The 26,196-nt window shown below is 62.7% G+C and carries 21 protein-coding genes; 17 read left to right on the top strand and 4 right to left on the bottom strand.

The window, feature by feature from the left end; all coding sequences use genetic code 11:
* Positions 1-23: 23 nt before the first annotated feature.
* The 3 genes from lpdA (at position 24) to AC097L_RS18465 (ending at position 3,299) form a co-directional block, all read left to right on the top strand.
* Positions 24-1,454, top strand: coding sequence for a dihydrolipoyl dehydrogenase (gene lpdA, locus AC097L_RS18475; RefSeq protein ID WP_479588105.1), 1,431 nt, complete (start codon positions 24-26; stop codon positions 1,452-1,454).
* Positions 1,455-1,539: 85 nt separating this feature from the next.
* Positions 1,540-2,637, top strand: coding sequence for a cell division protein ZapE (gene zapE / locus AC097L_RS18470; protein WP_479588102.1), 1,098 nt, complete (start codon positions 1,540-1,542; stop codon positions 2,635-2,637).
* Positions 2,634-3,299: a hypothetical protein gene (locus tag AC097L_RS18465; protein WP_479588098.1), complete on the top strand. Its 666-nt coding sequence runs from the start codon at positions 2,634-2,636 to the stop codon at positions 3,297-3,299. The genes zapE and AC097L_RS18465 overlap by 4 nt, the downstream gene beginning before the upstream one ends.
* Before the next feature lie 109 nt (positions 3,300-3,408).
* On the opposite strand, the gene AC097L_RS18460 is transcribed toward AC097L_RS18465, so the two are convergent.
* Together AC097L_RS18460 and hutH are read right to left on the bottom strand one after the other, a co-directional pair.
* Positions 3,409-5,244 carry a M14 family metallopeptidase gene (locus tag AC097L_RS18460; protein WP_479588095.1) on the bottom strand — a complete coding sequence of 612 codons (1,836 nt, stop codon included), beginning with the start codon at positions 5,242-5,244 and terminating at the stop codon, positions 3,409-3,411.
* Between the two features lie 61 nt (positions 5,245-5,305).
* Complete coding sequence (gene hutH / locus AC097L_RS18455; protein ID WP_479588093.1) at positions 5,306-6,844, bottom strand: histidine ammonia-lyase; 1,539 nt, start codon at positions 6,842-6,844, stop codon at positions 5,306-5,308.
* A gap of 82 nt (positions 6,845-6,926) precedes the next feature.
* Between hutH and hutC the strand changes: the two genes are divergently transcribed.
* The gene (hutC, locus tag AC097L_RS18450) at positions 6,927-7,670 is read left to right on the top strand and encodes a histidine utilization repressor (protein ID WP_479588090.1); all 744 of its coding nucleotides are present in this window, start codon (positions 6,927-6,929) and stop codon (positions 7,668-7,670) included.
* Positions 7,667-8,659, top strand: a complete 993-nt coding sequence (dusA, locus tag AC097L_RS18445; protein WP_479588087.1) for a tRNA dihydrouridine(20/20a) synthase DusA — start codon at positions 7,667-7,669, stop codon at positions 8,657-8,659. Before hutC ends, dusA begins: the two co-directional genes overlap by 4 nt.
* Before the next feature lie 114 nt (positions 8,660-8,773).
* Here the strand turns inward: dusA and AC097L_RS18440 are convergent, their stop codons facing one another.
* Positions 8,774-12,595 (bottom strand): hybrid sensor histidine kinase/response regulator, encoded by a 3,822-nt coding sequence (locus AC097L_RS18440; RefSeq protein WP_479588084.1) that lies wholly within the window; start codon positions 12,593-12,595, stop codon positions 8,774-8,776.
* Between the two features lie 319 nt (positions 12,596-12,914).
* On the opposite strand from AC097L_RS18440, the gene AC097L_RS18435 reads away from it, so the two are divergent.
* From AC097L_RS18435 to AC097L_RS18420, 4 genes are all read left to right on the top strand, one after another.
* A complete protein-coding gene (locus AC097L_RS18435; RefSeq protein WP_479588083.1) occupies positions 12,915-13,313 on the top strand; it encodes a VOC family protein in 399 nt (132 codons plus the stop codon).
* A 91-nt stretch (positions 13,314-13,404) separates the two neighbouring features.
* Positions 13,405-14,025, top strand: a complete 621-nt coding sequence (locus AC097L_RS18430) for a tat (twin-arginine translocation) pathway signal sequence (RefSeq protein WP_479588080.1) — start codon at positions 13,405-13,407, stop codon at positions 14,023-14,025.
* Positions 14,026-14,133: 108 nt separating this feature from the next.
* Positions 14,134-15,702: a GMC family oxidoreductase gene (locus AC097L_RS18425; RefSeq protein WP_479588078.1), complete on the top strand. Its 1,569-nt coding sequence runs from the start codon at positions 14,134-14,136 to the stop codon at positions 15,700-15,702.
* Positions 15,703-15,760: 58 nt separating this feature from the next.
* Positions 15,761-16,099 carry a ribbon-helix-helix domain-containing protein gene (locus AC097L_RS18420; protein ID WP_479588076.1) on the top strand — a complete coding sequence of 113 codons (339 nt, stop codon included), beginning with the start codon at positions 15,761-15,763 and terminating at the stop codon, positions 16,097-16,099.
* Positions 16,100-16,121: 22 nt separating this feature from the next.
* Here the strand turns inward: AC097L_RS18420 and AC097L_RS18415 are convergent, their stop codons facing one another.
* Entirely contained in the window at positions 16,122-16,757 is a 636-nt protein-coding gene (locus tag AC097L_RS18415; RefSeq protein ID WP_479588073.1) for a GntR family transcriptional regulator, read from the bottom strand.
* Positions 16,758-16,878: 121 nt separating this feature from the next.
* Here AC097L_RS18415 and scpA point away from each other — a divergent pair, with 121 nt between their 5' ends.
* From scpA to AC097L_RS18375, 8 genes are all read left to right on the top strand, one after another.
* A complete protein-coding gene (gene scpA, locus AC097L_RS18410; RefSeq protein WP_479588071.1) occupies positions 16,879-19,038 on the top strand; it encodes a methylmalonyl-CoA mutase in 2,160 nt (719 codons plus the stop codon).
* A 50-nt stretch (positions 19,039-19,088) separates the two neighbouring features.
* Positions 19,089-19,346 (top strand): antitoxin, encoded by a 258-nt coding sequence (locus AC097L_RS18405; RefSeq protein WP_479588068.1) that lies wholly within the window; start codon positions 19,089-19,091, stop codon positions 19,344-19,346.
* Between the two features lie 2 nt (positions 19,347-19,348).
* Complete coding sequence (gene vapC / locus AC097L_RS18400) at positions 19,349-19,762, top strand: type II toxin-antitoxin system tRNA(fMet)-specific endonuclease VapC (protein WP_479588066.1); 414 nt, start codon at positions 19,349-19,351, stop codon at positions 19,760-19,762.
* The gene (gene meaB, locus AC097L_RS18395) at positions 19,759-20,745 is read left to right on the top strand and encodes a methylmalonyl Co-A mutase-associated GTPase MeaB (RefSeq protein WP_479588064.1); all 987 of its coding nucleotides are present in this window, start codon (positions 19,759-19,761) and stop codon (positions 20,743-20,745) included. The genes vapC and meaB overlap by 4 nt, the downstream gene beginning before the upstream one ends.
* A 29-nt stretch (positions 20,746-20,774) precedes the next feature.
* Positions 20,775-22,307 (top strand): acyl-CoA carboxylase subunit beta, encoded by a 1,533-nt coding sequence (locus tag AC097L_RS18390; RefSeq protein WP_479588062.1) that lies wholly within the window; start codon positions 20,775-20,777, stop codon positions 22,305-22,307.
* Positions 22,308-22,520: 213 nt separating this feature from the next.
* Entirely contained in the window at positions 22,521-24,581 is a 2,061-nt protein-coding gene (locus AC097L_RS18385) for an acetyl-CoA carboxylase biotin carboxylase subunit (protein WP_479588061.1), read from the top strand.
* A gap of 9 nt (positions 24,582-24,590) precedes the next feature.
* Positions 24,591-25,613: a biotin synthase BioB gene (gene bioB, locus AC097L_RS18380; protein WP_479588059.1), complete on the top strand. Its 1,023-nt coding sequence runs from the start codon at positions 24,591-24,593 to the stop codon at positions 25,611-25,613.
* Positions 25,610-26,083, top strand: coding sequence for a VOC family protein (locus tag AC097L_RS18375; protein ID WP_479588058.1), 474 nt, complete (start codon positions 25,610-25,612; stop codon positions 26,081-26,083). Before bioB ends, AC097L_RS18375 begins: the two co-directional genes overlap by 4 nt.
* The last annotated feature ends 113 nt before the right edge of the window (positions 26,084-26,196 follow it).

Raw genomic sequence — 26,196 nt, 5'->3', positions numbered from 1 at the left:
GAAACTCATTGAGGATTTGAAAAATGTCTAAAAACTTTGACGTGATCGTCATCGGCGGCGGCCCCGGTGGCTATATTGCCGCCATCCGCGCAGCCCAGCTGGGCTTCAACGTGGCTTGTGTCGACGAGTGGAAGAACGCCAAGGGCGGCCCGGCACTGGGCGGCACCTGCACCAATGTCGGTTGCATCCCCTCCAAGGCGCTGCTGCAGTCCAGCGAGCACTTTGACCAGGCCGGGCACCACTTTGCCGACCACGGTATTGAGGTCAAAGGCCTGGGCCTGGACCTGGCCAAAATGGTCGCCCGCAAGGACACTGTGGTCAAGCAGAACAACGACGGCATCCAGTACCTGTTCAAGAAAAACAAGGTCACCTTCTTCCACGGTCGCGGCTCATTCGTGGCAGCGGTAGACGGTGGCTATGCCATCAAGGTCGGCGAAGAGGCACTGGTTAGCAAGCATGTCGTGATCGCCACCGGCTCCAACGCCCGCCCACTGCCCGGCACCCCGTTTGACGAGGAAACCATCCTGTCGAACGACGGCGCGCTGCGCATGGGTGCGGTGCCAAAGAAGCTGGGCCTGATCGGCTCCGGCGTGATCGGCCTGGAAATGGGTTCTGTCTGGCGCCGTCTGGGCTCTGAGGTCACCATCCTGGAAGGTCTGCCGACTTTCCTGGGCGCGGTGGACGAACAGATCGCCAAGGAAGCCAAAAAGGCTTTCGACAAACAAGGCCTGAAGATCAACCTGGGCGTGAAGGTGGGCGAGATCAAGAAGTCCAAGAAGGGCGTGAACAGCACAGTGAGTATTGCCTATACCGATGCTAAGGGCGAAGCCAAAGAGCTGGAAGTAGACAAGCTCATCGTTTCCATCGGTCGCGTGCCCAACACCATCGGTTTGGGTGTGGACACCATCGGTTTGTTGTTGGATGACCGCGGTGCCATCATTGTGGACGGTGACTGCAAAACCAATCTGGCCAATATCTGGGCCATTGGCGACGTGGTACGCGGCCCCATGCTGGCGCACAAGGCCGAGGAAGAAGGCGTGGCGGTGGCCGAGCGCATTGCCGGCCAGCACGGACATGTCAACTTCAACACCGTGCCCTGGGTGATCTACACCAACCCCGAAATCGCCTGGGTCGGCCAGACCGAGCAGCAGCTCAAGGCCGCGGGCAAGGCTTACAAGGCGGGCACATTCCCGTTCCTGGCCAATGGCCGGGCCCGTGCGCTGGGCGACACCACCGGTATGGTGAAGATGCTGGCCGATGCGGTGACGGACGAAATCCTGGGTGTGCACATCGTCGGCCCGCAGGCCAGCGAGCTGATTGCCGAATGCGTGATGGCGATGGAATTCCGCGCCAGCGCCGAAGACATTGCCCGCATCTGCCACGCGCATCCTTCGTTGAGCGAATCAACCAAAGAAGCCGCTTTGGCGGTGGACAAGCGTACGCTGAACTTCTAAAGTAAACTTAAGCGAAAATAGCTACTAGCGCATATGCTACATGCGCTAGTAGCTATTTTATTTATAGCATTTGGAGTTTTTTGCTTTGAGCGTTAAACAAGCCTACGAGGCCGAACTGGCCCAGCGCGGTTACACCGCCGACCCAGCGCAGTTACGCGCTGTCGATGCCTTGGAGCGTTGCGCCACCGAGTGGGCTGCGTACAAAGAAAAGCGCTCCAATAGCTTCAAGAAGCTGATCTTCCGGCCTGAGATCCCGCGTGGCGTATACATGTACGGCGGGGTAGGGCGTGGTAAGAGCTTTTTGATGGACTGCTTTTTCAACGCCGTGCCGCTAAAGCGCAAAACCCGGCTGCACTTCCATGAATTCATGCGCGAAGTGCACCGCGAACTGGCCGACCTGCAGGGCACGGTAAACCCGCTGGACGAGCTGGGCAAGCGCATGGCCAAGCGTTACCGGCTGGTCTGCTTTGACGAGTTCCACGTAGCCGACATCACCGACGCGATGATCCTGCACCGCCTGCTGGACGCGCTGTTTGCCAACGGCGTGGGCTTCGTCACCACCTCTAACTTCAAGCCCGACGACCTGTACCCCAACGGGCTGCACCGCGACCGCATCCTGCCCGCAATTGCCTTGCTGAACCAAAAGCTGGAGGTGCTGAGCGTGGACAACGGCACCGACTACCGGCAACGCACGCTGGAGCAGGTCAAGATCTACCACACGCCGCTGGGCCCGCAGGCCGATCTGGAGATGGCCGAGGCCTTCACCCACCTGGCCGAAACCCAGGACGAAGACCCGGTGCTACACATCGAAGCCCGCGAGATCCAGGCCCGGCGCAAGGCCGGTGGCGTGGTCTGGTTCGACTTCAAAACCCTGTGCGGTGGGCCGCGCTCGCAAAACGATTACCTGGAAATGGCCAGCCAGTTCCATACCGTGCTGCTGAGCAATGTGCCCGCGATGGGGGTCAACATGGCGTCTCCTGCGCGGCGCTTCACCTGGCTGGTGGACGTGCTGTACGACCGCCGGGTCAAACTGATCATGTCAGCCGCCGTACCGCCTGAAGAGCTGTATACCGAAGGCCCGATGGCGCACGAGTTTCCGCGCACCGTGTCGCGCCTGCACGAGATGCAGTCGGCAGAATTTTTAGCGCAGGAACGGCGCATTGTGGATACCCATTTGACATGAACAAATATTGGATAAGTCTGTTGTGTGTGCTTTGCAGCACCACGGTGCTAGCGCAAATTGCCGACGGCGGCCTGGAAGTTGCCGCCGAGCACGCCCGCATCCAGGCCGAGCGCCAGCAGGTCGAAAAGCGCTTTGCCGACGAGGAGGCGGTGTGCTTCCAGAAGTTTGCGGTCAACGATTGCCGCGATGCCAGCCGCGCCCGCCGCCGGGTTGAGATGGCCGACCTGCGCCGCCAGGAAATTACGCTGAACGACGCAGAGCGCAAGCGCAAGGGTGCAGAGCAAATGCAGCGCATGGAGCAAAGTGCCGCCGCCAAAGACGAGCCACCGGTGGCCGTGGGTACCGCCAGTCCGCGTGGTACCGCGTCCACCCCGGCGCGCACCCATGCGCCCACCGAGCCGCGCAAACCCTACGACCCGACGGACGCTGCCAAGGCCCAGGCCGCGCGCAAGGCCACGGCCGACAACAAGGCCCGCAACGCCCAGGCTGACCAGGCCACTCGGAGCCGCCGTGCCGCCGACGCGGCAGCCGCCAACGAACCCGCCCGTTACGCCAAAAAGCTGCAGGAAGCCGCCGACCACAAGGCTGAAACCGCCGAGCGCAACACCGCCAAAGCCAAAACCAAGGCCAAATCCGCACCTCTGCCAGAGCCCGCACCATAAACACTGATGCTCCTATTTTTATGTTTAAAAATAGGAGCATTCAGCGCAGGTATTGTCTGCGCTTTCGGGTTATTTGATGTGTGAAAATAGCCCCTAAAACTTAAAAAGCCTACGGCAACTTCTCCAGTGCTCCGGTGGGTTCGGCCATGATGCGGGCGGTGTCGCCCAGGTTGGGCAGGATGTGGTTGGCGAAGTAGCTGTTTTGCGTGTCGGGCTCCAGCGCGGCCAGCACCAGGTTAGCCAACGGTTGGCCCAGCGGCACATAAAAGCTGCCTTGCGGCGTATCGACCAGGCCACGCAGCAGCTCTACCTCGGTCTGCCTCAGGGGCTGGGCATCGGCAATGTCGCCGCGCACGTCTTGCCGCACACCCGTACTCTGGCTGGTGGCGCGGTACAGGTCACCCAGCACGGTACCTGCTTCCACCACCCGCATCACCTGCACCCCCAATAGCTGCAGCCGGTCCACCGCCGCCGTGGACGCAGCCGACAGCCAGTAGCCGCAGGGCCGGGTGCGGGATTTGAGGGTTTGCAGCTCCAGCGCCGAATTCCAGTCCACCGAGACCTTTTTGTCGGCTCCGGTGCTGGGGTTGAGCATGGTCAGCTCGTACTGGGCGCTGGTGGGGCCTGCGGCCACGATGGCTTTGCTACGGCAGGCCTGGCTGCTGACTTCGCGGTCAATGTAGGACCGCAGCTGGCCCAGTTGTTCGGCGCGGGTGGCAGTGCTTTGCAACATGCTGACCATGGCAGTGACCTGGGTGTGCACACGGCGCTGGAGGTGCAGGCGGCCGATGCCGACCCCGCGGGTTTCGATCAGCATGCTGACGGTGTTTTTCAGGCCGTTGACGTTGCGCCCGGTATCGGGCTGGGTGCCGCCCATGGACACCATGTGGTCGTCGGTATCGGTAGACGTGGTGTAGTACCACTCGCTGCTCAGGCCCTGCGACTTAAGTGCGGCGACCACCGGGCGGCGGTACCACTCCTCAGAAGCGCGGGTCAAAAACCCGGGCATGTTGGCGGTCATGGCGTACTGCAACAAGGCATCGTATTTCTGGATGGCTCCAAACTTCTCCAGGTAGCGGCCGACCACCGTGTACTCGTGTGCATCCAGCACCACCATGGGCTGGTAGTCGCGGCCTAACTGGGCCAGGGCGCGGGCCTCGGGGCTGTTGAGCAGCAGGTGGTCGCGGTTCATGTCGATGCCGTTGGCGGTGGATCGCTGGTTAGCGGCAGCCCCGTCGGGGTTGGCGCGCGGCACGACCAGCACGTTGATCTTGTCCAGCAGCGGCTCCAGCAGGCCCTGCGCCAGCTCGCGCGCCACCACCAGCGCGGCTTCGCCGCCAGCGGGTTCGTTGCCATGCTGCTGCGCCACGATCAGCACCGTGGGCCGCCCGGTGGCGATGATGGTGGGCGCATCCGGACTGCTGGCCCGGGTGAGCAGCAGGGCTTCCAGGGGTACGCCCTGCTGCGACAGGCCGATGCGCAGCACACTGGCCAAGACCCCGCGGCTGGGTTTGTTCGCCAGGTTGGCCAGCCAGGCGGCTATTTCCGGGTTACTGCTAAAGCTGGTGCGCCCCGGCTGCAGGCCCGGTGTGCTGTAAGCGATGGCCGGGTCGGGAAAGCGCGCGGCCACCGCGGCGCTGTAGGGTGCGCTGCCCGGGGTGGCCGCATCCGGTGCATCGGTTTCGGTGATGTTGGCGCGGGCAACCGGTTGTGTGACAGCAGGCGTGACCGCAGGAGTGTCGGCCAGCGCTTTGGCTGGAGGCGCTGCGGGCTTGGCCGCCACTGCGTGCCGGGGTGGCACCCCAGCGGCGGGCTGCCACGGCGGCAGAGGTGTCGAGCTGCAAGCTGCCAGCGCCACGACCGCGGCCGCACTGGCGGCATGGCGGAATAGTTTTACGGTTGCTGGGAGGCGGTATAGGGGCCGTAGGCTGTTGCTGGGAACCATGGTCGGATGCTCCTCCATTTTTGTATCCTGGCATGTTACCTGCGCTCCTGCGGTCAGTTGCTCAAATTGCTGTCCACAACGCGGGCAGGCCGGGCAGGGTGCGGAAGATGCTGCTGATGGCCCCGCTGCGCACCATCTCGGTGGCGTGGGCGATGTCGGGGGCGAAGTAGCGGTCTTGGTCCATGCGCGGGATGTCGGCACGCAGCGCGGCGTGCAGCAGCTCCAGCGGGGCCGAGCTGGTCAAGGGGCGTAAAAAGTCGATGCCCTGGGCCGCGGCCAGCCATTCAATCGCCAGAATGTGCGCTGTGTTGCTCACCATAGCCTGCAGGCGGCGCGCGGCGAAGGTGGCCATGGACACATGGTCTTCCTGGTTGGCGCTGGTGGGCAGGCTATCCACGCTGGCGGGGTGTGCCAGGGATTTGTTCTCAGAAGCCAGCGACGCAGCAGTGACGTGCATGATCATGAAGCCGCTGTGCAGTCCGGCATCGGCGGTGAGGAAGGGCGGCAGGCGCGAGACGCTGCTGTCGATCAGCATAGCGATGCGGCGCTCGGCAATCGCGCCCACCTCGGCAATCGCCAAGGCCATACCGTCGGCGGCCAGAGCCACTGGTTCGGCGTGAAAATTTCCTCCAGAAACCATCACGCCGTCTTTCGCAAACACCAGTGGGTTGTCGGTCACCGCGTTGGCTTCGATCAGCAAAATGCGGCTGGCGTTGCGCAGCTGGTCCAGGCAGGCGCCCACCACCTGCGGCTGGCAGCGCAGCGAATACGGGTCTTGCACCCGGTCGTCGCCAGTGGCATGGGATTGGCGGATGGCGCTGCCCGCCAGCAATGCGCGGTAGTACTTGGCCACGTCGATCTGGCCGGGCTGGCCGCGCAGCGCGTGTATGCGCGGGTCGAACGGGCCGTCGCTGCCGCGCGCGGCCTCTACCGACAGGGCTCCGACCAGCAAAGCGGCTTCCAATACCGGCTCGAAGATGAACAGGCCGTGCAAGGCCAGCGCCGCCGAGGTCTGGGTGCCGTTGATCAGCGCCAGGCCTTCTTTGGGCCCGAGCGTCAGCGGCGCGATACCAGCCTGTGCCAATGCGTCTGCTGCGGCCATGCGCTGGCCACCCACCCACATTTCACCTTCGCCCAGCAGTGCCAGCGTCATGTGGGCCAGCGGGGCCAGGTCGCCGGATGCGCCCACCGAACCCTGCGACGGCACGTGGGGCACCAGCCCGGCGTTGTGCACGGCAATCAGTGTGTCCACCACCACCTCGCGCACGCCGGAATGGCCGCGCGCCAGGCTGGTGGCCTTGGTGGCCAGCATCAGGCGTACCACGGGTGCGGCCAGCGGCTCGCCCACGCCCACGCTGTGCGAGCGGATCAGATTCAGTTGCAGCGTGGCCAGTTGTGCCTTGCTGATGCGCTGGTTGGCCAGCTTGCCAAAGCCGGTGTTGACCCCGTACACCGGCGCATCGCCATCGGCGGCGGCCTGCACCAGGGCGGCGCTGGCGCGGATGCCGTCGCGGCATGTCGGGTCCAGCTCGAGGGGGGTGACGCTGGCATGGATGTGTTGGAGTTGCTCTAGGGTGAGCAGGCCGGGAGTAATCAACATGGGGGACTCGCTTTCGTCAAATGGTGCCTGACTGTAATTGTGTAGACATGACTAGTCAACCACGTGCAACTACAATTTACACATGGTTTTTTTACGACAACAGCCGTTGGCAGCCCTTGAACCCGCTAACCAGGCACCGTTCGCGCGGGTCAAGGCGCATCTGAAAAAAGAGCTGTCGCAGGGCCGCTGGCCGCCCGGCAGCCTGATGCCGTCCGAGCCGGAGCTGGTGGCACAGTTCCGGGTCAGCCGCATGACCGTCAGCCGTGCCCTGCGCGAATTGCAGTCCGAAGGCCTGGTCACCCGCCTGCAAGGCGTGGGCACCTTTGCCGCGCACCTGGGCTCGGTGTCGTCGAACCTGACCATCCACGATCTGCAGCAGGAAATTGCCGCGCGCGGCCACCGCCACCACGCCGTGGTGCATCTGGCGCAAGAAGAAGCCTGCCCCGAAACCATCGCCCAACAGTTCCGCCTGTCTCCCGGCACGCCGGTCTTTCACACGCTGCTGGTGCACTTTGAAGACGGCGTACCCATGCAGTGCGAAGACCGTTACGTGAACCCCGCCTGCGCACCTGACTACCTGCAGAACGATTTCACCCAGCTCTCGCCCACCTACTACCTGCGCACCGTGGCCCCGCTGTGGGAGGCGCAGTACGCGGTAGAGGCCTGCCTGCCCACCGCGCAAGAGGCCGAGCTTTTATGCATTGCGCCCAGCGCCCCCTGCCTGGTGGTGCTGCGCAAAACCGCCAATGCCGACGTGCCCATCACCCTGGCGCGCCAGGTTCACCCCGGCGCGCGCTACCAGCTCAACGGACATTTCAAGCCATGACCTTCCCCGCCCACCGCGTCTCCGTCGCTCCGATGATGGACTGGACCGACGCCCATTGCCGCTACCTGCACCGCCTGCTGTCTCGCCACACCTTGCTCTACACCGAGATGGTTACCACAGGCGCACTGCTGCATGGCGATGTGCCGCGGCATTTGCGTTTCAATGCCGAAGAGCACCCGGTCGCCCTGCAACTCGGTGGTAGCGAACCGGCCGACCTGGCCCACTGCGCGAAGCTGGGCGAAGAGTGGGGTTATGACGAGATCAATATCAACTGCGGCTGCCCCAGCGAGCGGGTGCAGCGCGGTGCGTTCGGGGCCTGCCTGATGGCCGAGCCGCAACTGGTGGCCGACTGCGTGAGGGCTATGCGCGACGCGGTGGACATCCCGGTCACGGTGAAACACCGCATCGGCGTGGACAAGACCGAAAGCTATGACTTTGTACGCGACTTTGTGGGCACGGTGGCCGAAGGCGGCTGCACCACGTTCATCGTGCACGCCCGCAATGCCTGGCTTAAAGGCCTGTCACCCAAAGAGAACCGCGAAATCCCGCCGCTGCGCTACGAGCTGGTGCACCGCCTCAAAAAAGACTTCCCGGCGCTTACTTTCTCCATCAACGGCGGCTTCACCACCCAAGAGCAAATCGCCGAGCAGCTCACCCAGCTCGATGGTGTGATGGTCGGGCGCGAGGCTTACCACAACCCCTGGTTTCTGGCCGGTTGGGATGCGGCTTTTTTCGGCGCTGCGCCCAGCGAAGCCACGCGCGAAAGCACCGAGGAGCAAATGGTGGCCTACATGGAGCGCATGGCCGCCGAGCAGGGCACGGGCTGGTACAGCATTGCCCGCCATATGCTGGGTTTGCGCCACGGCCTGCCCGGTGCGAGGCGCTGGCGCCAGGTGTGGAGCGACCACCGCCTCAAGGCCACGCCGCCGCGTGAAGTAATGGCCTTGGCGCACACACGCTATGGGTATGACGAGGCGAAGAGCGCCTGAAGCCGGTTGGCAAACAGTCCCTGAACGCACAGCGTGGTTTAGCCGAAGTTTGCTATCGTATAAATAGCTAGAGGCGTATGTTATATATGCGCTAGAGCCTCTTTTTTTATAAATTTACGCCGTGTTTGGCCGTGCCGCGTTCAGCGCCTGGAGTGCGGCTTCAAAGTCGTACTCGGCCATGGCGCTGGCGATGCTTGCGTGGACCGGGCCCAGCGCAGCTTGCAGTAAGTCGCTGTGCTGCTGAAAGAGTTCGGAGGCATCGGAGTCGTCTTCGGCCAGCAGATGGCGCAATTTGTCCAGTACCGGCTCCAGCACCGGGGCCAACGCGGCCTGGTCGGCTGCGGGCAAGGCGGCGGGGGCGGGCAGGGCGGCGTGCAATGCGGCCACCAGCGCGGCCAGTGGGTTGTGCACGGACTCCAGCAGGGTATCGCAGGGCTGTTGGGCGTGGAGCGCGGCTTCCAGCAGCCCGGCAGCGTGTTGCAACGGGCTGGCCCCGATGTTGCCCGCCACGCCCTTCAGGGTGTGGGCCAGGCGCTCGGCGGTGGCATGGTCTTTGGCCTGCAGGGCCTCGGCGATGCGGGTCGTGGCGTGCGCCTGGCCGCTGGCAAATTTGCGCAGCATGCCCAGGTAGAGCGATTGCTTGCCCATCACCCGCCGCAGGCCCAGCGCGGTGTCTAGCCCGGGAATGCCTTGGGGGAGGGCGGTCTGATCGGCGGCGGTGGCGACGGCAAGTATGGCTGGCATGGCACCCAAGCCGGCCCGCGGGCGTATCCACTGGGTCAGCGCGCGCCACAGGTCGTCGGGCTCGATAGGTTTGGCGACGAAGCTGTTCATACCTGAAGCCAGGCAACGTTCGCGGTCGGCCTGCATGGCGTTGGCGGTCATGGCGACGATGGGTAGGTGGGCGAAGTTGCCTTTGGCGCGGATTTCCTGGGTGGCTGTCACGCCATCCATCACCGGCATTTGCATGTCCATCAGCACCAGGTCGTAGGCGCGTTGGCCGACCATGGCCACGGCAATCAAACCGTTGTCGGCAATGTCCACGGTGAAGCCGGCATCTTGCAATAGTTCAGAGGCCACCTGCTGGTTCAGGTCGTTGTCTTCCACCAGCAGGATGTGCGCACCGCGCACTGCGGCCAGGGCGGCCATGGCGCTGCTGACACCGGAGTTGCGGTCGCGCCGGTCGTGGCTGCGGGCGTGGCCCAGGGCGTTGACCATGGTGTTGAACAGCAGCGACGCGCCCACGGGTTTGAGCAGGATATCAGGCACCTGGGCGGCGTGGGCGTTCTGGATGACTTCTTCGCGGCCATAGGCGGTGACCAGTACGGCGTGCGGCGGCGGTTGCAGCGGCAGAGCGCGCAGACGCTGGATGGCCTCCAGCCCGTCCATGCCGGGCATTTGCCAGTCCATCATCACTACCTCGTACGGGCTGGCGGTGGCGGCCTGGGTCTGCACGGCGGCCAGGGCTGCAGCCCCGCTGGACACGGCATCTACCGCAAACCCCATGTGCTGCAGCATGTCCACCAGCACCGTGGCGGCCGAGTCGTTGTCGTCCACCACCAGCACGCGGCGGCCGCGCAGGGTGGTGCTACCGGGCAGCTGCGGGCGGGCGCGGCGCTCGCCCAGGCCCAGTTGGGCGGTAAACCAGAAGGTCGAGCCTACGCCGGGCGTGCTGTCTACGCCCACCGCACCGCCCATCAGCGCCGCCAGGTTTTTGCAAATGGCCAGGCCCAGGCCGGTGCCGCCGTACTGGCGGGTGGTGGAGCTGTCGGCCTGGCTGAAGCTTTGGAACAGGCGGCCTATCTGCTCTTGCGTCAGGCCAATGCCGGTGTCGCGCACCGCAAAGCGCAGCACCACGCCGCCATCGGTTTGCGCTTGCAGGCGCACGGTAATGTGGATTTCGCCCTGCGCGGTGAACTTGATGGCGTTGGTAACGTAATTGATCAGAATCTGGCCCAGCCGCAGCGGGTCGCCCACTAGTTGCACAGGGATTTGCGCGGGCAGGTCGCACACCAGCTCCAGGTTTTTGGCCTGGGTTTTGTCGGCAACCACATTCACCACGTTGGCCAGAACCTGTTCTAGGTCGAAGGCGGTGTGCTCGATTTCCAGCTTGCCCGCTTCCACCTTGGAGACGTCCAGGATGTCGTTCAGGATACCTAGTAAGTGCTGGCCTGACTGGCGGATTTTGCCCACGTAGTCGCGCTGGCGCGGGTCCAGCTCGGTTTTCAGCGCCAGGTGCGACATGCCGATGATGGCGTTCATCGGGGTGCGGATTTCGTGGCTCATATTGGCCAAAAAGTTGCTCTTGGCCTGGCTGGCTTGCTCGGCGGCCTCTTTGGCCTGGCGCAGTTCTTCGGCGGCGGCGCGCTGGTCGGAGATGTCTTCATACACCCACACCACGCCCAGGTGCAGGTTGTGCGCGTCGATGGCGCGGCCATAGGTGTGCACCCACAGGGCGCTGCCATCTTTGTGTTTGAGCTCCACGTCGCTGGAGAAAAAACCGCTTTGCTGCATCGCCGGGTTGACCCGGCGGCCAATGGTGGCCAGGTCGTTGGCGGACAAAAACAGCTCCTTGGTGCCGCGCCCGACCAGCTCGCCCGGGGCGTAGCCAAACATGCGCTCCATGGCCGGGTTGCAGCGCTGGATGGTGTGGGCCACGGCAAAGATGATGCCTAGGCTGACGGATTCAAAAATCACTTCTTGCTCGCGCAGCGCCAGCGCCACCTGCTGCTGGGCCCGCAGTTGCTCGGCCCGGGTTTGCTCCAGGCTGTGGTGCATGGCGTGCAAGGACTGCAGCAGGCGGCCGGTTTCGTTGCCCGGATGGCCGAGGTTGTCCGTGGGCCTGGCCATGCTGGCGGCCAGCGTGCCGTCGGCCACCTGGCGGGCAATGTCCACGGCTTGCAGCAAAGGCCGGGTGATGGAGCGTGCTACCCGGTACGCCAGCCCGACCAGAAACAGCGCCAGTGCCAGCATTCCGGCGGCCAGGGTCCGCTGGGTCTGGATGTGCCGGTCCAGTTGGGCATCCAGCGTGTCTTGCAGTGCGCGCAAGGCGGCATCGCTGAAGGCGGATTGCGAGGCCAGGATGCCGTCCAGCACGGCCAGGTCGGCGGCGCTGACCCGTTCCGCAGGGGCAGCACGGCCCATGGCCGGGCGCAAGCGGGCGTGGATCTGCTGCCAGCGGATGCGGTTGAACTGTGGCTGGTTGAGTGCGGCGCGCAGTGCGGTGTCGTCGTGGGTGGCCTTGTCCAGGGTGTTTTGCAGGCGGTCAAAGTCTTCGCCGATGCCGCTGAGCAGGGCGGCCAGCACGGTGTTTTCTTCGGGCGTGACCTGCTTTTGGGCTTGTAGCAGCAGTACCTTGTCGCGCACCTGCGACAGCGATTCCAATAGGTCCAGCGATTCGACCAGCGCGGCCCGCCCCAGCAAGGAGGTGCTGGCCTGGGGGTTGAGGCTGAAGCCAAAGTCGTCCACCAACTGCTTGTTGATGCCCAGCAGCAGCCCCACGGCGGCGGTGTGCTCTGCAAAGATCTCTGTGGGCTCGGGCTGTGGTGCCTGCATGGTTTGCTGCAACTGGGCCCATTGGGCCTGGCAGCGGTCCCACAGCCGGTCGATGGCGCGGGTTTCGATGCTGGGCAGCACTTCCTGGACCTGTACCAGGGCCGCGTCGATTTGCGAGCGGGTCAGCAGCATCGAGACCGGGATTTCGGCATCGCCAGTTTGCAGGCGTGCAGCCAGCGTACGGTGTCTTTGCAGCAAGGTCACGGCGGTCAACACCGTGCGTACCGGGGCCAGGCCTTCGCGTGCGCGCTGCAAGGCGTGGATGCTGGTGTTGGATTCGCGCACAAACAGCAGCAGCGGCGGGGCCAGCAGCAACACACCCAGCAGGCCTAGCAGGGCAAATTTTTGCCACAACTGCCAGCGGTTCAACCAGGTGCGCATGGAGAGGGCCGAGTGAGTGAAGGGTAGAAATAACCAAGGGTACTAGGCTATTTATTTTATAGCTACCAGTGCCTGTGGATACGAGGGTAAATGTGTATGTCAAATAGGCCTGTAGTGCATATTAAATATGCGCTATTAGCTATATAAATAATAGCAATTATGTGCAAGGGTGGTGGCGGATCTGGCCCAGCGTGCAACACCACATTAGGGTTTCCGAGGGGCATTTTCTGTGCATAGAAAGCTGCAGATTTAGCCGTTTATTACCTGACTGGGGAACCATAGGCCTAGAGTCAAAGCCTGTTTCACCCACAAGGCCCGCATGGCAAAAATCATCCACAGCATGGTGCGCGTACTGCACCTGGACGCATCCCTGAAGTTCTATGCCGACTGCTTCGGCCTGGAGCCCGCACACCGGCTGGACTTTCCCAGTTTTTCCCTGGTGTATCTGCGCAACTCCGAGAACGATGCCGAGATCGAACTGACCTGGAACCGCGACCGCACCGAGCCCTACACCCATGGCGACGGCTACGGCCATGTGGGCGTGTGCGTGGCCGATGCGGTGGTCGATCGGGCGCGGCTGCTGGCGCTGGGCTACAGCCCGCTGGACATCAAGGAGTTCAAGGCCGACGACGGCACCCTGATCGCCCGTTATTTCTTCATCCTGGACCCGGATGGTTACAAAGTGGAGGTGCTCGAACGCCACGGCCATTACCAGTAGTGCGCAACCGATTTCCCCACAGAGAGTTAGTGAATGAGTGCGTTAGTGAATGAGTGAGTTAGCCAAAAAAACACCCCACAAGGAGACAACGATGAAAGTTATCCATATTGCGCCCGTGGCAGAGAACTGCGGCGAAGACAGCGGTGAAGTGCCGCGCCAAAACATCCCCCTGACCCGGCGCAGCCTGTTGCGCGGCAGCGGCCTGCTGCTGGGCACGCTGGTGGCGGGCAGCACGCTGTCGCTGCTGGCGCCGTCCCACGCCTGGGCGGTGGAGCTGACCACCCTGACCAGCGCCGAAGGTGCCACCCTGATGAAGATGGGCCGCGTGCTGTACCCGCATGCCAAGCTGCCCGACGCGGTGTACGCGCTGCTGTCCAAAGACCTGGATGCCGGTGCCGCCAAAGACCCGGCCAAACTGGAACTGTTGCGCACCGGTATTGCCAGCCTGGACACGGCCGCGGGCGGCCACTTTGCCAAGGCCAGCGCCGCCAAGCAGTTGGAGATCGTGAAAGGGCTGGAGGGCACGCCGTTTTTTGCCACCGTGCGTGGCCAGTGCGTGACCTCGCTGTACGACAACGACATGGCTTTTGCCGTGCTGGGCTACCCCGGCTCGTCGTGGGAAAAGGGCGGCTACATCACCCGCGGGTTCCAGGATTTGAAGTGGTTGCCAGCGCCTAGCCTGGAAGACAGCCCGCCACCGTGGTTTGGTTGATTCCCACCGCGTTCATCTCCCACACGGCTTAGGCACGTCCTTCTGGGTGCCCAGAGGGCGACCCAGGGGCGCTGCACAAGTCTTATTCAGAACTTTCAGGAAAACAAAATGGCAAAAATAGACTTCAATGACGACAGCGTCGTCGTCATCATCGGATCGGGCGCGGGCGGCGGCACGCTGGCCCATGAATTGTGCATCCAGGGCGTGAAAGTGGTGGTGCTGGAGGCGGGTGCGATGCAGTCGCAGGCCACCTACATCAACGACGAGTGGAAATCGTTCAGCCAGCTCGCTTGGCTGGACAAGCGCACCACCTCGGGCAATTGGCGCATCGCCAAAGACTTCTCGGGCCTGCCCACCTGGATTTGTAAAACCGTGGGCGGCACCACCACCCATTGGGCCGGTGCCTCGCTGCGCCTGCAAGACCACGAGTTCCGCACCAAAACCCACTACGGCGAGCTGGTGGGCGCGAATCTGCTCGACTGGCCCATCACCCTGCAGGAGCTAGAGCCCTTCTACGCCAAGGCCGAGTTCAAAATGGGCGTGACCCGCACCAACGGCATTCCCGGCCTACCGGGCAACAACAACTTCAAGGTGCTCCACGCCGGGGCCACCAAGCTGGGCTACAAAGAGGTGCATACCGGCAGGATGGCCATCAACAGCCAGCCGCGCGACGGCCGGGGGCGCTGCATGCAGCTGGGCTTTTGCTTCCAGGGCTGCAAGTCGGGCGCCAAGTGGTCTACCCTGTACGTGGAAATTCCCAAGGCCGAAGCCACCGGCAACCTGGATCTGCGGCCCCAGTCGCATGTCTCGCGCATTGAGCACAACGCCGAAGGCAAGGCCAGCGGGGTCGTCTATTTCGACAAAGACGGCAAGGAACAGCGGCAAAAGGCCCGCATTGTTTGCGTGGCGGGCAATTCGATCGAGACACCGCGTTTGCTGCTGCTGTCGGCCTCCACCCTGTTTCCCAACGGGCTGGCCAATTCCTCCGGCCAGGTGGGCCGCAACTACATGCGCCACCTGACCGGCACGGTCTACGGGGCCTTCAAGAACCCGGTGCACATGTACCGCGGCACCACCATGGCGGGTATCGTGCGCGACGAAGCGGTGCACGACACCAAGCGCGGCTTTGTGGGCGGCTACGAGCTGGAAACCCTGTCGCTGGGTGTGCCCTTCATGGCGGCGTTCTTGAACCCCGGCGGCTGGGGTGCCGACTTCAGCTGGTGGATGGACCGTTACACCCACCTGGCCGGCATGTGGATCGTGGGCGAAGACATGCCGCGTGAAACCAACCGCGTGACGCTGAACATGGATGTCAAAGACCAGTGGGGCAATCCCGTGCCCAATGTGCACTTTGACGACCACCCCAACGACATCGCCATGCGCAACCACGCCTTCACCCAGGGGGAGCGGGTGTACCAGGCGGCTGGGGCCATTCGCACCTTCCGCACGCCGCCTTACCCGTCTACCCACAACCTGGGCACCTGCCGCATGAGCGCCAACGCCCGCGACGGCGTATGCAACAAATGGGGCCAGACGCACGACATCCCCAACCTGTTCATATCGGACGGTAGCCAGTTCACCAGCGGCGGGGCCGAGAACCCCACGCTGACCATCGTGTCGCTGGCCATCCGGCAGGCGGGGTACATCACCCAGCAAATGACGCAGAAAGCGATTTAGTGCCATGCTGCGGGGTTGGTTGAAATGCCGACCCCGCTAAAAATAAAAGGAGACAAGTATGTGTTCTGTTTACGTCAGTGCCGACCCGATCCAGTACGAGGCCCGCACCCGCTCGCTGCGCATCCACAATGTGCTGACTACCATTCGGCTGGAAAACCTGTTTTGGGATGTGCTGGCCGAGCTGGCCGGGCGCGAGGGCAAAACCACCAACCAGATGATCACCACCCTGCACGAGGAGCTGACCGCCCTGCGCGAAGACAACGGCAACTTCACCTCGTTCCTGCGGGTGTGCTGTCTGCGCTACCTGTCGCAGCCGGGGCGGGAGTTTGCGGTGTCTGAACATCCTGCATTGATGCCGACGGTACTGCCTGCAGTGCCCAGCCTGCTCAGGCACTAAAAAACTTAAAGAACTGAAAGAACTAGGCGGCGGCCGCCAGCCCATTCTGGAAGTGTTCCAACATGCGCTGGGTGGCCACCGGCGCGTCCTGGGCCACCAGCGCCTGCATCAGCGCGCGGTGCTCGCGCAACGACTCCTGGATACGGCCCGACTTCAGCAGCGAGTTGTGGCGGTTCAGCTTCATCACCTTGCGCAGGTCGGCCACCATCTGGTCGCGCCAGCGGTTGTTGGCAATCGCCAGCAGCCGCATGTGGAAGCGTTCGTTGATGGCAAAAAACAGCTCGCGGTCGTCCACGGCGGCTTCCAGTTCGGAGTGGATGGCCTGCAAATCGGCCAGTTGCTCAGGCGTGGCACGCCCGGCCACGACCCCGGCGGCATCGGATTCCAGCAGGCCCAGCAGGTGGTAAACATCTGCCAGGTCGGTCTCGGACACTTCGGTCACGTAGGCACCGCGCCGTACCTTCATGGTGACCAGGCCTTCGGTAGACAGCACCTTCAGGGCTTCGCGCAGGGGTGTGCGGCTGATGCCGTATTCCTCGGCTAATTTCAGCTCGTCGATCCAGCTGCCGGGCGCTAGCGTGCGGTCAAAAATGCGCTGGCGTAGCAACTCGGCAACTTCTTCGTACAGAGCGCGGGGGGTTAGGGTAGTCACGGCCATATTCTAAATTCTACGCGACATAAATAATTCTGAATTTATAATTATGAATGGACTAAACTCTGTTGCAACGCAGCAAAGCCTGTTCCAAAGCACCCCAAAGCACCCGATCAAAGCACCCGATATGAGCCACACAGAACCTGAATTCAGCCCCGCCAGCCTGGCGCAATGGGCTAAAGCCGCTGCCAAATCGGCCCCGGGCGGCGACATATCGGCTCTGGACTGGCACACACCCGACGGCATCACGGTCAAGCCGCTATACACCGCCGAAGACACCGCAGGCCTGCCGCACACCCACACTTTGCCGGGTTTTGAGCCTTACATCCGCGGCCCGCAGGCCACCATGTATGCGGTGCGTCCCTGGACCATCCGCCAGTACGCGGGCTTCTCCACCGCCGAAGAATCCAACGCCTTTTACCGCAAGGCCCTGGCCGCAGGCGGGCAGGGTGTGAGCGTGGCGTTTGACCTGGCCACCCACCGTGGCTACGACAGCGACCACCCGCGCGTCACCGGCGACGTGGGCAAGGCGGGCGTGGCCATCGACAGCGTGGAGGACATGAAGATCCTGTTCGACCAGATTCCGCTGGACAAGGTCAGCGTGTCCATGACCATGAACGGCGCGGTGCTGCCGGTGCTGGCGGGCTATGTGGTGGCTGCTGAAGAACAGGGCGTGACGCAAGACCAGCTCAGCGGCACCATCCAGAACGATGTGCTCAAAGAGTTCATGGTGCGCAACACCTACATCTACCCGCCCGCGCCCAGCATGCGCATCATTGGCGACATCATCGAGTACACGGCGCAGCACATGCCCAAGTTCAACTCGATTTCGATTTCGGGCTACCACATGCAAGAAGCCGGTGCCAACCAGGCGCTGGAGCTGGCCTTCACCCTGGCCGACGGCAAGGAATATGTCAAAACCGCGCTGGGCAAGGGCTTGGACGTGGACGCGTTTGCCGGCCGCCTGAGCTTCTTCTGGGCCGTGGGCATGAACTTCTACCTCGAAGTGGCCAAGATGCGTGCCGCCCGCCTGCTGTGGTGCCGCATCATGAAAGGCTTTGACGCCAAAAGCCCCAAGAGCCTGATGCTGCGCACCCACTGCCAGACCAGCGGCTGGAGCCTGACCGAGCAAGACCCGTACAACAATGTGGTGCGCACCACCATCGAGGCCATGGCGGCGGTGTTTGGCGGCACGCAAAGCCTGCACACCAACAGCTTCGACGAAGCCATTGCCCTGCCCACCGAGTTCAGCGCCCGCATCGCCCGCAACACCCAGCTCATCATCCAGGAAGAAACCCATATCACCAGCGTGATCGACCCCTGGGCCGGCAGCTACATGATGGAAAAGCTCACCCAAGACATGGCCGATGCCGCCTGGAAGATCATCGAAGAAGTCGATGCCATGGGCGGCATGGTCAAGGCGGTGGACAGCGGCTGGGCCAAGCTGAAAATCGAAGCCGCCGCCGCCGACAAGCAGGCGCGCATCGACAGTGGCAAGGACGTGATCGTGGGTGTCAACAAGTACAAGCTCAAGACCGAGGACGCCATCGAAACCCGCGACATCGACAACGTGGCGGTGCGTGACGGCCAAATCGCCCGGCTGCAAAATATCAAGCAAAAACGCGACCCAGCGCAGGTAGCGTCTGCGCTGTCAGCTATCACTTCTGCAGCAGAATCGAATATCGGCAACCTGCTGGCCCTGAGCATCACCGCCATCCGCGCCCGCGCCACCGTGGGCGAGGTCAGCGATGCGCTGGAAAAAGTCTATGGCCGCCACCGTGCCGACACCCAAATGGTCACCGGTGTCTACGCCGCTGCCTACGACAGCGCCGAAGGCTGGGAAGCCCTGAAGGGCGAGATAGCAGCCTTTGCCGAACAGCAAGGCCGCCGCCCCCGCGTGATGGTCAGCAAACTCGGCCAGGACGGCCACGACCGCGGTGCCAAGGTGATCGCGACCGCCTACGCCGACCTGGGCTTCGACGTGGACGTGGGCCCGCTGTTCCAGACCCCCGAGGAATGCGCCCGCCAGGCGATTGAAAACGATGTGCACGCCGTGGGTGTCAGCACCCTGGCCGCAGGCCACAAAACCCTGGTGCCCGCCATCATTGCCGAGCTCAAGAAACAGGGCGCAGACGACATCATCGTGTTTGTGGGCGGCGTGATCCCTCGGCAGGATTACGAGATGTTGTACGAGGCGGGCGTGAAGGGTATTTATGGCCCGGGCACGCCGATTCCGGCGAGCGCGAAAGATGTGCTCGAGCAGATCAAGAAGGCATTGGCATCCTGAAAGTCATTGGTATATATTATTGATATGTATCAATGCACAAGGAGCCGAGTATGACCGCTTTAATTCTCAGTACCGCCAAAGTCTTCACCACCGGGCGCAGCCAGGCTGTGCGCCTGCCCAAAGAATTTCGTTTTACGACCAGCGAGGTCACCATTGAACGGGTGGGTGACGCGGTGATCATGCGGCCCAAACTCAGCAAGGATGCGTGGTGGGACGAGATGGAGCAGATTTTGGCAAGCTTTGAAGGAATGGAACCCATGGAGCGCGACCACGATGGATTGCCCAATGACATTGCGGAATTGAAATAGGCATGGCGGACAAACTATCTCCGCTGTATTTGTTGGACACCAACATCTGCATCTACGCGATGAACGGGCAAACCAGCGTGCTTCAAAAATTCAAAGCGCATGGGAAGGATGCCTTGGCCATATCCTCTTTGGTGATGGCAGAAATGGCCTACGGTGTGGCGAAAAGCCAGCGTGTTGCCGAGAACACTGCTGCCTTGAAGCGGTTCCAGGCCAGCTTTAACATCCTGTCCTGGGATGCAATGGCCATGTGGCACTACGGTCAGCATTGCCATCTCTTGAAATCGACAGGCCGAAAAATCGGCGAAGTTGATTTGTTGCTGGGCTGCCAAGCCTTGGCCCTGGATGCCGTTTTTGTCACCAACAACACCCGTGAATTCGAGCGTATCGAAGGCCTAAAGCTGGAGAACTGGGTGTGAGCCTTGCGCACATTCTCTCTGGCTCGCCCGCCGTACAGCGCCGCGCCATCGCCAAGTCCATCACCCTGCTCGAGTCCACCCGCGCCGACCACCGGGCGCAGGCGGATGAACTGCTGACGGCGCTATTGCCGCACACAGGCCAATCGTTCCGCCTCGGTATCAGCGGTGTGCCGGGGGTGGGAAAATCCACGTTTATCGAGGTGCTGGGCCTGTACCTGATCGGCCTGGGCCACCGGGTGGCGGTGCTGACCATCGACCCGTCCAGCACGGTGTCGGGCGGCTCCATCCTGGGCGACAAGACGCGCATGGAAATGCTGTCGGTGCACCCCCAGGCCTACATCCGGCCCAGCCCCAGCAGCGGCACACTGGGTGGCGTGGCCGAGAAAACCCGCGAGGCCATGCTGGTCTGCGAGGCGGCGGGCTATGACATGGTGATCGTGGAAACCGTGGGCGTCGGCCAGTCTGAAACCGCAGTGGCGGGCATGACGGACATGTTTGTGCTGATGCAATTGCCCAACGCGGGCGATGACCTGCAGGCCATCAAAAAAGGCGTGATGGAGCTAGCCGACCTGGTGGTCATCAACAAGGCCGACATCGACCCCCTGGCCGCCCAGCGCGCCCAGTTGCAAATCACCGCCGCGATGCAGTTGCTGGGTCTGTTTACCGCCCATGACGATGCGCACTGGCGGCCCCAGGCGCTGCAGCTCAGTGCGTTGGCCGGTAAAGGCATTGATAGCTTTTGGGCCGCAGCCCTGCAATTCAAACATCTGCAGACCAGCAACGGCCTGTGGAGCACCCGCCGCCAGCAGCAGTCTCTGGCGTGGATGTGGGAGCGCGTAGATGCGGGCCTGAAGTTCGCCTTTCGCCAGCACCCGCAGGTGCAGGCCTTGTTGCCGCAGATGCTGCAAGAAGTGGTGGCGGGCCGACTCGCTGCATCTACTGCAGCACGAAATCTTCTTCTAGCGCAGTATCCATCTGCATAAGTAGCTATCAATAACGGAGTAATTACCTCATGCAAGACATTCTCGAACAGCTAGAAGCCAAACGCCAGCAAGCCCGCATGGGCGGTGGCCAAAAGCGCATTGACGCGCAGCACGGCAAGGGCAAGCTTACTGCCCGCGAGCGTATCGAGCTGCTGCTGGACGAGGGCACGTTCGAAGAGTGGGACATGTTTGTCGAGCACCGCTGTACCGACTTCGGCATGGCCGACAACAAGATTCCCGGCGACGGTGTGGTCACGGGCTACGGCATGGTCAACGGCCGCCTGGTGTTTGTTTTCAGCCAGGATTTCACGGTGTTTGGCGGCGCGCTCAGTGAAGCCCACGCCGAAAAAATCTGCAAGATCATGGACCAGGCGATGAAGGTCGGCGCACCGGTCATCGGCCTGAACGACTCCGGCGGCGCGCGCATCCAGGAGGGCGTGGCCAGCCTGGGCGGCTATGCCGATGTGTTTCAAAAAAATGTAATGGCCAGCGGCGTGATTCCGCAGATCAGTATGGTGATGGGCCCGTGCGCGGGGGGCGCGGTGTACAGCCCGGCCATGACCGACTTTATCTTTATGGTCAAAGACAGCAGCTACATGTTCGTCACCGGCCCCGAGGTGGTCAAAACCGTGACCCACGAGGAAGTGACTGCCGAGCAACTGGGCGGGGCCATCACCCACACCACCCAGAGCGGCGTGGCCGACCGGGCGTTCGACAACGATGTGCAAGCGCTGCTGATGCTGCGGCGCTTCTTCAACTACCTGCCGTTGAACAACCGCGAAAAAGCCCCGGTGCGAAAGAGCGGCGACCGCGCCGACCGCATGGATTTCAGCCTGGACACCCTGGTGCCCGAGAACCCCAACAAGCCCTACGACATGCAGGAGCTGATCGCCAAGACCGTAGACGACGGCGACTTCTTCGAAATCCAGCCCGAGTACGCCAAGAATATCCTCATCGGCTTCGCCCGTATGGAAGGCCAGACCGTGGGCATCGTGGCCAACCAGCCGCTGGTGTTGGCCGGCTGCCTGGACATCAAGAGTTCCATCAAGGCGGCCCGCTTCATCCGCTTCTGCGATGCCTTCAACATCCCCGTCATCACCTTTGTCGATGTGCCCGGCTTCATGCCCGGCACAGCCCAAGAATACGGCGGCATCATCAAGCACGGTGCCAAGCTGCTATATGCCTACGCCGAGTGCACGGTGCCCAAAGTCACCGTCATCACCCGCAAGGCCTACGGCGGTGCGTACGACGTGATGGCCTCCAAGCACCTGCGCGGTGATGTCAATTTTGCCTGGCCGAACGCCGAAATCGCGGTGATGGGGGCCAAGGGCGCGGTGGAAATCATCTTCCGCGAAGACAAGGGCGACCCGGCCAAGCTGGCCGCCAAAGAGGCGGAATACAAAGCCCGCTTTGCCAACCCGTTTGTGGCCGGGGCGCGAGGGTTTATTGACGACGTGATCTTGCCGCATGAGACGCGCAAGCGGATTTGCCGGAGCTTGGTGATGCTGGCGAGTAAAAAAGTTGAGAACCCTTGGCGCAAGCACGGGAATATTCCGCTGTAGAAATGGATCACCCCCAGGCTCCAGTGCTATGCACTTTCCGCCAACCCCCTTGCAGGGGGCAACAGCAGCGGCCTGGCGTAGCCAGTTCCGCGCTGTTCACGATGGGCGATGCTGCGCTCGCTATGGGCCGCGCCACGACCCTTGCGTGCGTACTGGTGGGACTTTACCGTTCAGCGCAAAGCTTTACTGAATACCAAAAAATAGGACAACCCCATGTTTACCAAAATCCTCATCGCCAATCGCGGTGAAATCGCCTGCCGCGTCATCCTCACGGCCCGCAAAATGGGTATTAAAACCGTGGCCGTGTACTCGGATGCCGACAAGGAAGCCCGCCACGTGGCGCTGGCCGACGAGGCGGTGCACATCGGCCCGGCGCCCAGCCGCGACAGTTACCTGCAGGCCGACAAGATCATTGCCGCCTGCAAGGCCACCGGCGCGCAGGCGGTACACCCGGGTTACGGCTTTCTAAGCGAAAACGCCGGGTTTGCCAAACGGGTGGAAGAAGAGGGAATCGTCTTCATTGGCCCCAAGCACTATTCCATCGCCGCCATGGGCGACAAGATCGAATCCAAAAAACTGGCCGGTGCCGCAGGCGTGAACTGCATCCCGGGTGTTAACGACGCGATTGAAACTGCCGAGCGCGCGGTCGAAATCGCCCAGGGCATCGGCTACCCGGTGATGATCAAGGCCAGCGCGGGCGGCGGCGGCAAGGGGCTGCGGGTGGCGTTCAACGACAAAGAGGCCTTTGAAGGCTTCACCAGTTGCCGAAATGAAGCGCGCAACAGCTTTGGCGACGACCGGGTGTTCATCGAGAAGTTTGTCGAAGAGCCGCGCCACATCGAAATCCAGCTGCTGGGCGACAGCCATGGCAACGTGATCTACCTTAACGAGCGCGAATGCTCCATCCAGCGCCGCCACCAAAAAGTGATTGAAGAAGCGCCGTCGCCCTTCATCACCGATGCCACCCGCAAAGCCATGGGCGAGCAGGCGGTGCAACTGGCCAAGGCTGTCCAGTACCAAAGCGCGGGCACGGTGGAGTTTGTGGTCGGCAAGGACCAGAGCTTTTACTTCCTGGAAATGAACACCCGCCTGCAGGTGGAGCACCCGGTCACCGAATGCATCACCGGGCTGGACCTGGTGGAGCTGATGATCCGCGTGGCCGCGGGCGAGGCGCTGCCCCTGACGCAGGCCGAGGTCAAGCGCGAAGGCTGGGCCATCGAGTGCCGCATCAACGCCGAAGACCCGTTCCGCAACTTCCTGCCCTCTACCGGCCGCCTGGTGCGCTTTCAGCCGCCGAAAGAAACCATGTTTGCTTCTGACACCGACCACTGGCAAGGTGTGCGCGTGGACACTGGCGTGCAGGACGGTGGCGAGATTCCCATGTTCTACGACTCGATGATCGCCAAGCTGATCGTGCACGGCACGGACCGGCTGGACGCGATTGCCAAGATGCGCGAAGCGTTGAACGGTTTTGTGATCCGCGGCGTGAGCAGCAACATCCCGTTCCAGTCGGCGCTGCTGGCGCACCCGAAGTTTGTGGCGGGCGACTTCAACACCGGCTTCATCGCCGAAAACTATGCGGCAGGCTTCCACGCCGAAGACGTGCCGCACGACGACCCCGACTTTCTGGTGGCGCTGGCAGCCTTTGTGCACCGCCGCTACCTGCAGCGGGCCAGCGGCATCAGTGGCCAAGTGGCAGGGCACGAGTTTGAAGTGGGCGAGGCGTTCACCGTGGTGTCTCTGGGCGCGGGCGGCAAAACCGTGCAAACCCCAGTAACCGTGGTCGATTTTCAAGAAAAAACAGGCTCCAGCGCAGTATCTACAAGCACAAGAAGCTATCAATTTTGCAGCAATGCGCGCTTGGGCACGGTCCGCATCCACGGTACCTGCAACGGCACGCCGTTCACCGCCCAGGTGGAACGAGGTGGTGCGGGCGGGGCCCACAAGAACCCGCTGGCGCTGCGGGTCAACCACAACGGCCGCCAGCTCGATGCCCTGGTGCTAACCCCCCGCGCCGCCGAGCTGTACACCCTGATGCCGTTCAAGGCGGCCCCCGACATGAGCCGCTTTGTGCTGTCGCCCATGCCCGGTTTGCTGGTCGATGTGGCGGTGGTGGCGGGGCAAAAAGTGCAGGCCGGGGAGCGCGTCGCGGTGATCGAGGCCATGAAGATGGAAAATGTGTTGTTCGCCATCAACGATGGCGTTGTAGATGCGGTGTTGGCCACCAAGGGAGAATCGCTCTCCGTAGACCAGCCTATTATTCGATTTATATAAGAAGACCGTATGAATACCCTGACCCTTGAAAAGCCCGTCACCCTGCACCGGCCCGCGCCCAAACCCGTGGCTGCCACCGACGAGCGCTGGCCGCTGGCCGATGTTGAGGCGCTGTTTGACCTGCCGTTTCTCGATTTGATGCACCGCGCGCAAACCGTGCACCGCGAAAACTTCCCAGCGGGCGACGTGCAACTGTCCACCCTGCTGTCCATCAAGACCGGCGGCTGCCCGGAAGACTGCGGCTACTGCCCACAGTCGGTGCACTACGACACGGGCGTCAAGGCCACCAAGATGCTGGGTGTGGACGTGGTGGTTGCAGCCGCCAAAGCCGCCAAAGAGGCAGGTGCCACGCGTTTCTGCATGGGCGCTGCCTGGCGCAGCCCCAAAGACCGAGACGTGGACAACGTGGCCGAACTGGTCAAGGCCGTCAAGGCTCTGGGTATGGAAACCTGCGCCACCCTGGGCATGCTGGAAGACGGCCACGCCGCCCAGCTCAAAGATGCGGGCTTGGACTACTACAACCACAACCTCGACACTGCGCCCGACTTCTACGGCGACATCATCGACACCCGCGTCTATCAGGACCGTCTGGACACGCTGGACCGCGTGCGCGGCGCGGGCGTGAAGGTCTGCAGCGGTGGCATCGTCGGCCTGGGCGAAACCCGGGAGCAGCGCGCCGGGCTTATCGCCCAACTGGCTAACTTGCAGCCCAGTTACCCCGAATCGGTGCCCGTCAACAACCTGGTGCGCGTGGAGGGTACGCCGCTGGCCGATACGCCGCCGCTGGACCCGCTCGAATTTGTGCGCGTGATTGCCGTGGCCCGCATCACCATGCCCACCACCCGTGTGCGCCTGTCCGCTGGTCGCCAGCAAATGGGCGAAGCCGTGCAGGCCATGTGCTTCCTGGCCGGTGCCAACTCAATCTTTTACGGCGACAAGCTGCTGGTTACCGGCAACCCCGACGTGGAAGCCGACCGCAGTTTGCTGGCCAAGCTGGGCCTGCCCACCTCGGGCATGTTGGCTGACGCGTGACCCGCCCGTTCAAGGTGCTGGGCATCCAGCAAATCGCCATCGGCGGCACCGACAAGCAGCGCCTGCGCACGCTGTGGGTGGACATGCTAGGCCTGGAAGTCACCGGCAACTTTGTCAGCGAACGTGAGAACGTGGATGAAGACATCTGTGCCATCGGCAGCGGCCCGTTCAAGGTCGAGGTCGATCTGATGCAGCCGCTGGACCCGGACAAAAAGCCTGCTGTCCACACCACGCCGCTGAACCATGTCGGCCTGTGGATCGACAAGCTGCCCGAGGCGGTAGAGTGGCTCACCGCGCATGGCGTGCGCTTCGCCCCCGGCGGCATCCGCCAAGGCGCTGCAGGGTTCGACATCTGCTTCCTGCACCCCAAAGCCAGCGCAGAATTCCCGATTGCCGGGGAGGGCGTGCTGGTGGAGCTGGTGCAGGCCCCCCCCGAGGTGGTGGCGGCGTTTACCCGACTGGCGGGTTGATTTTTAAATTGCTATCAAGTTGATAGCTTGTACCGCATGTTCTATAAGGGGTTGCAGCCTAAAAGTCTTCAACCCAGAGAAATAAAAGAGCCTTCCAGAAACACCGCAGAACT

This window comes from Rhodoferax sp. RT5P35, assembly GCF_056521385.1.
Note: the sequence above shows the minus strand (reverse complement) of the source record. Positions and strands in the feature narration are given on the sequence as shown.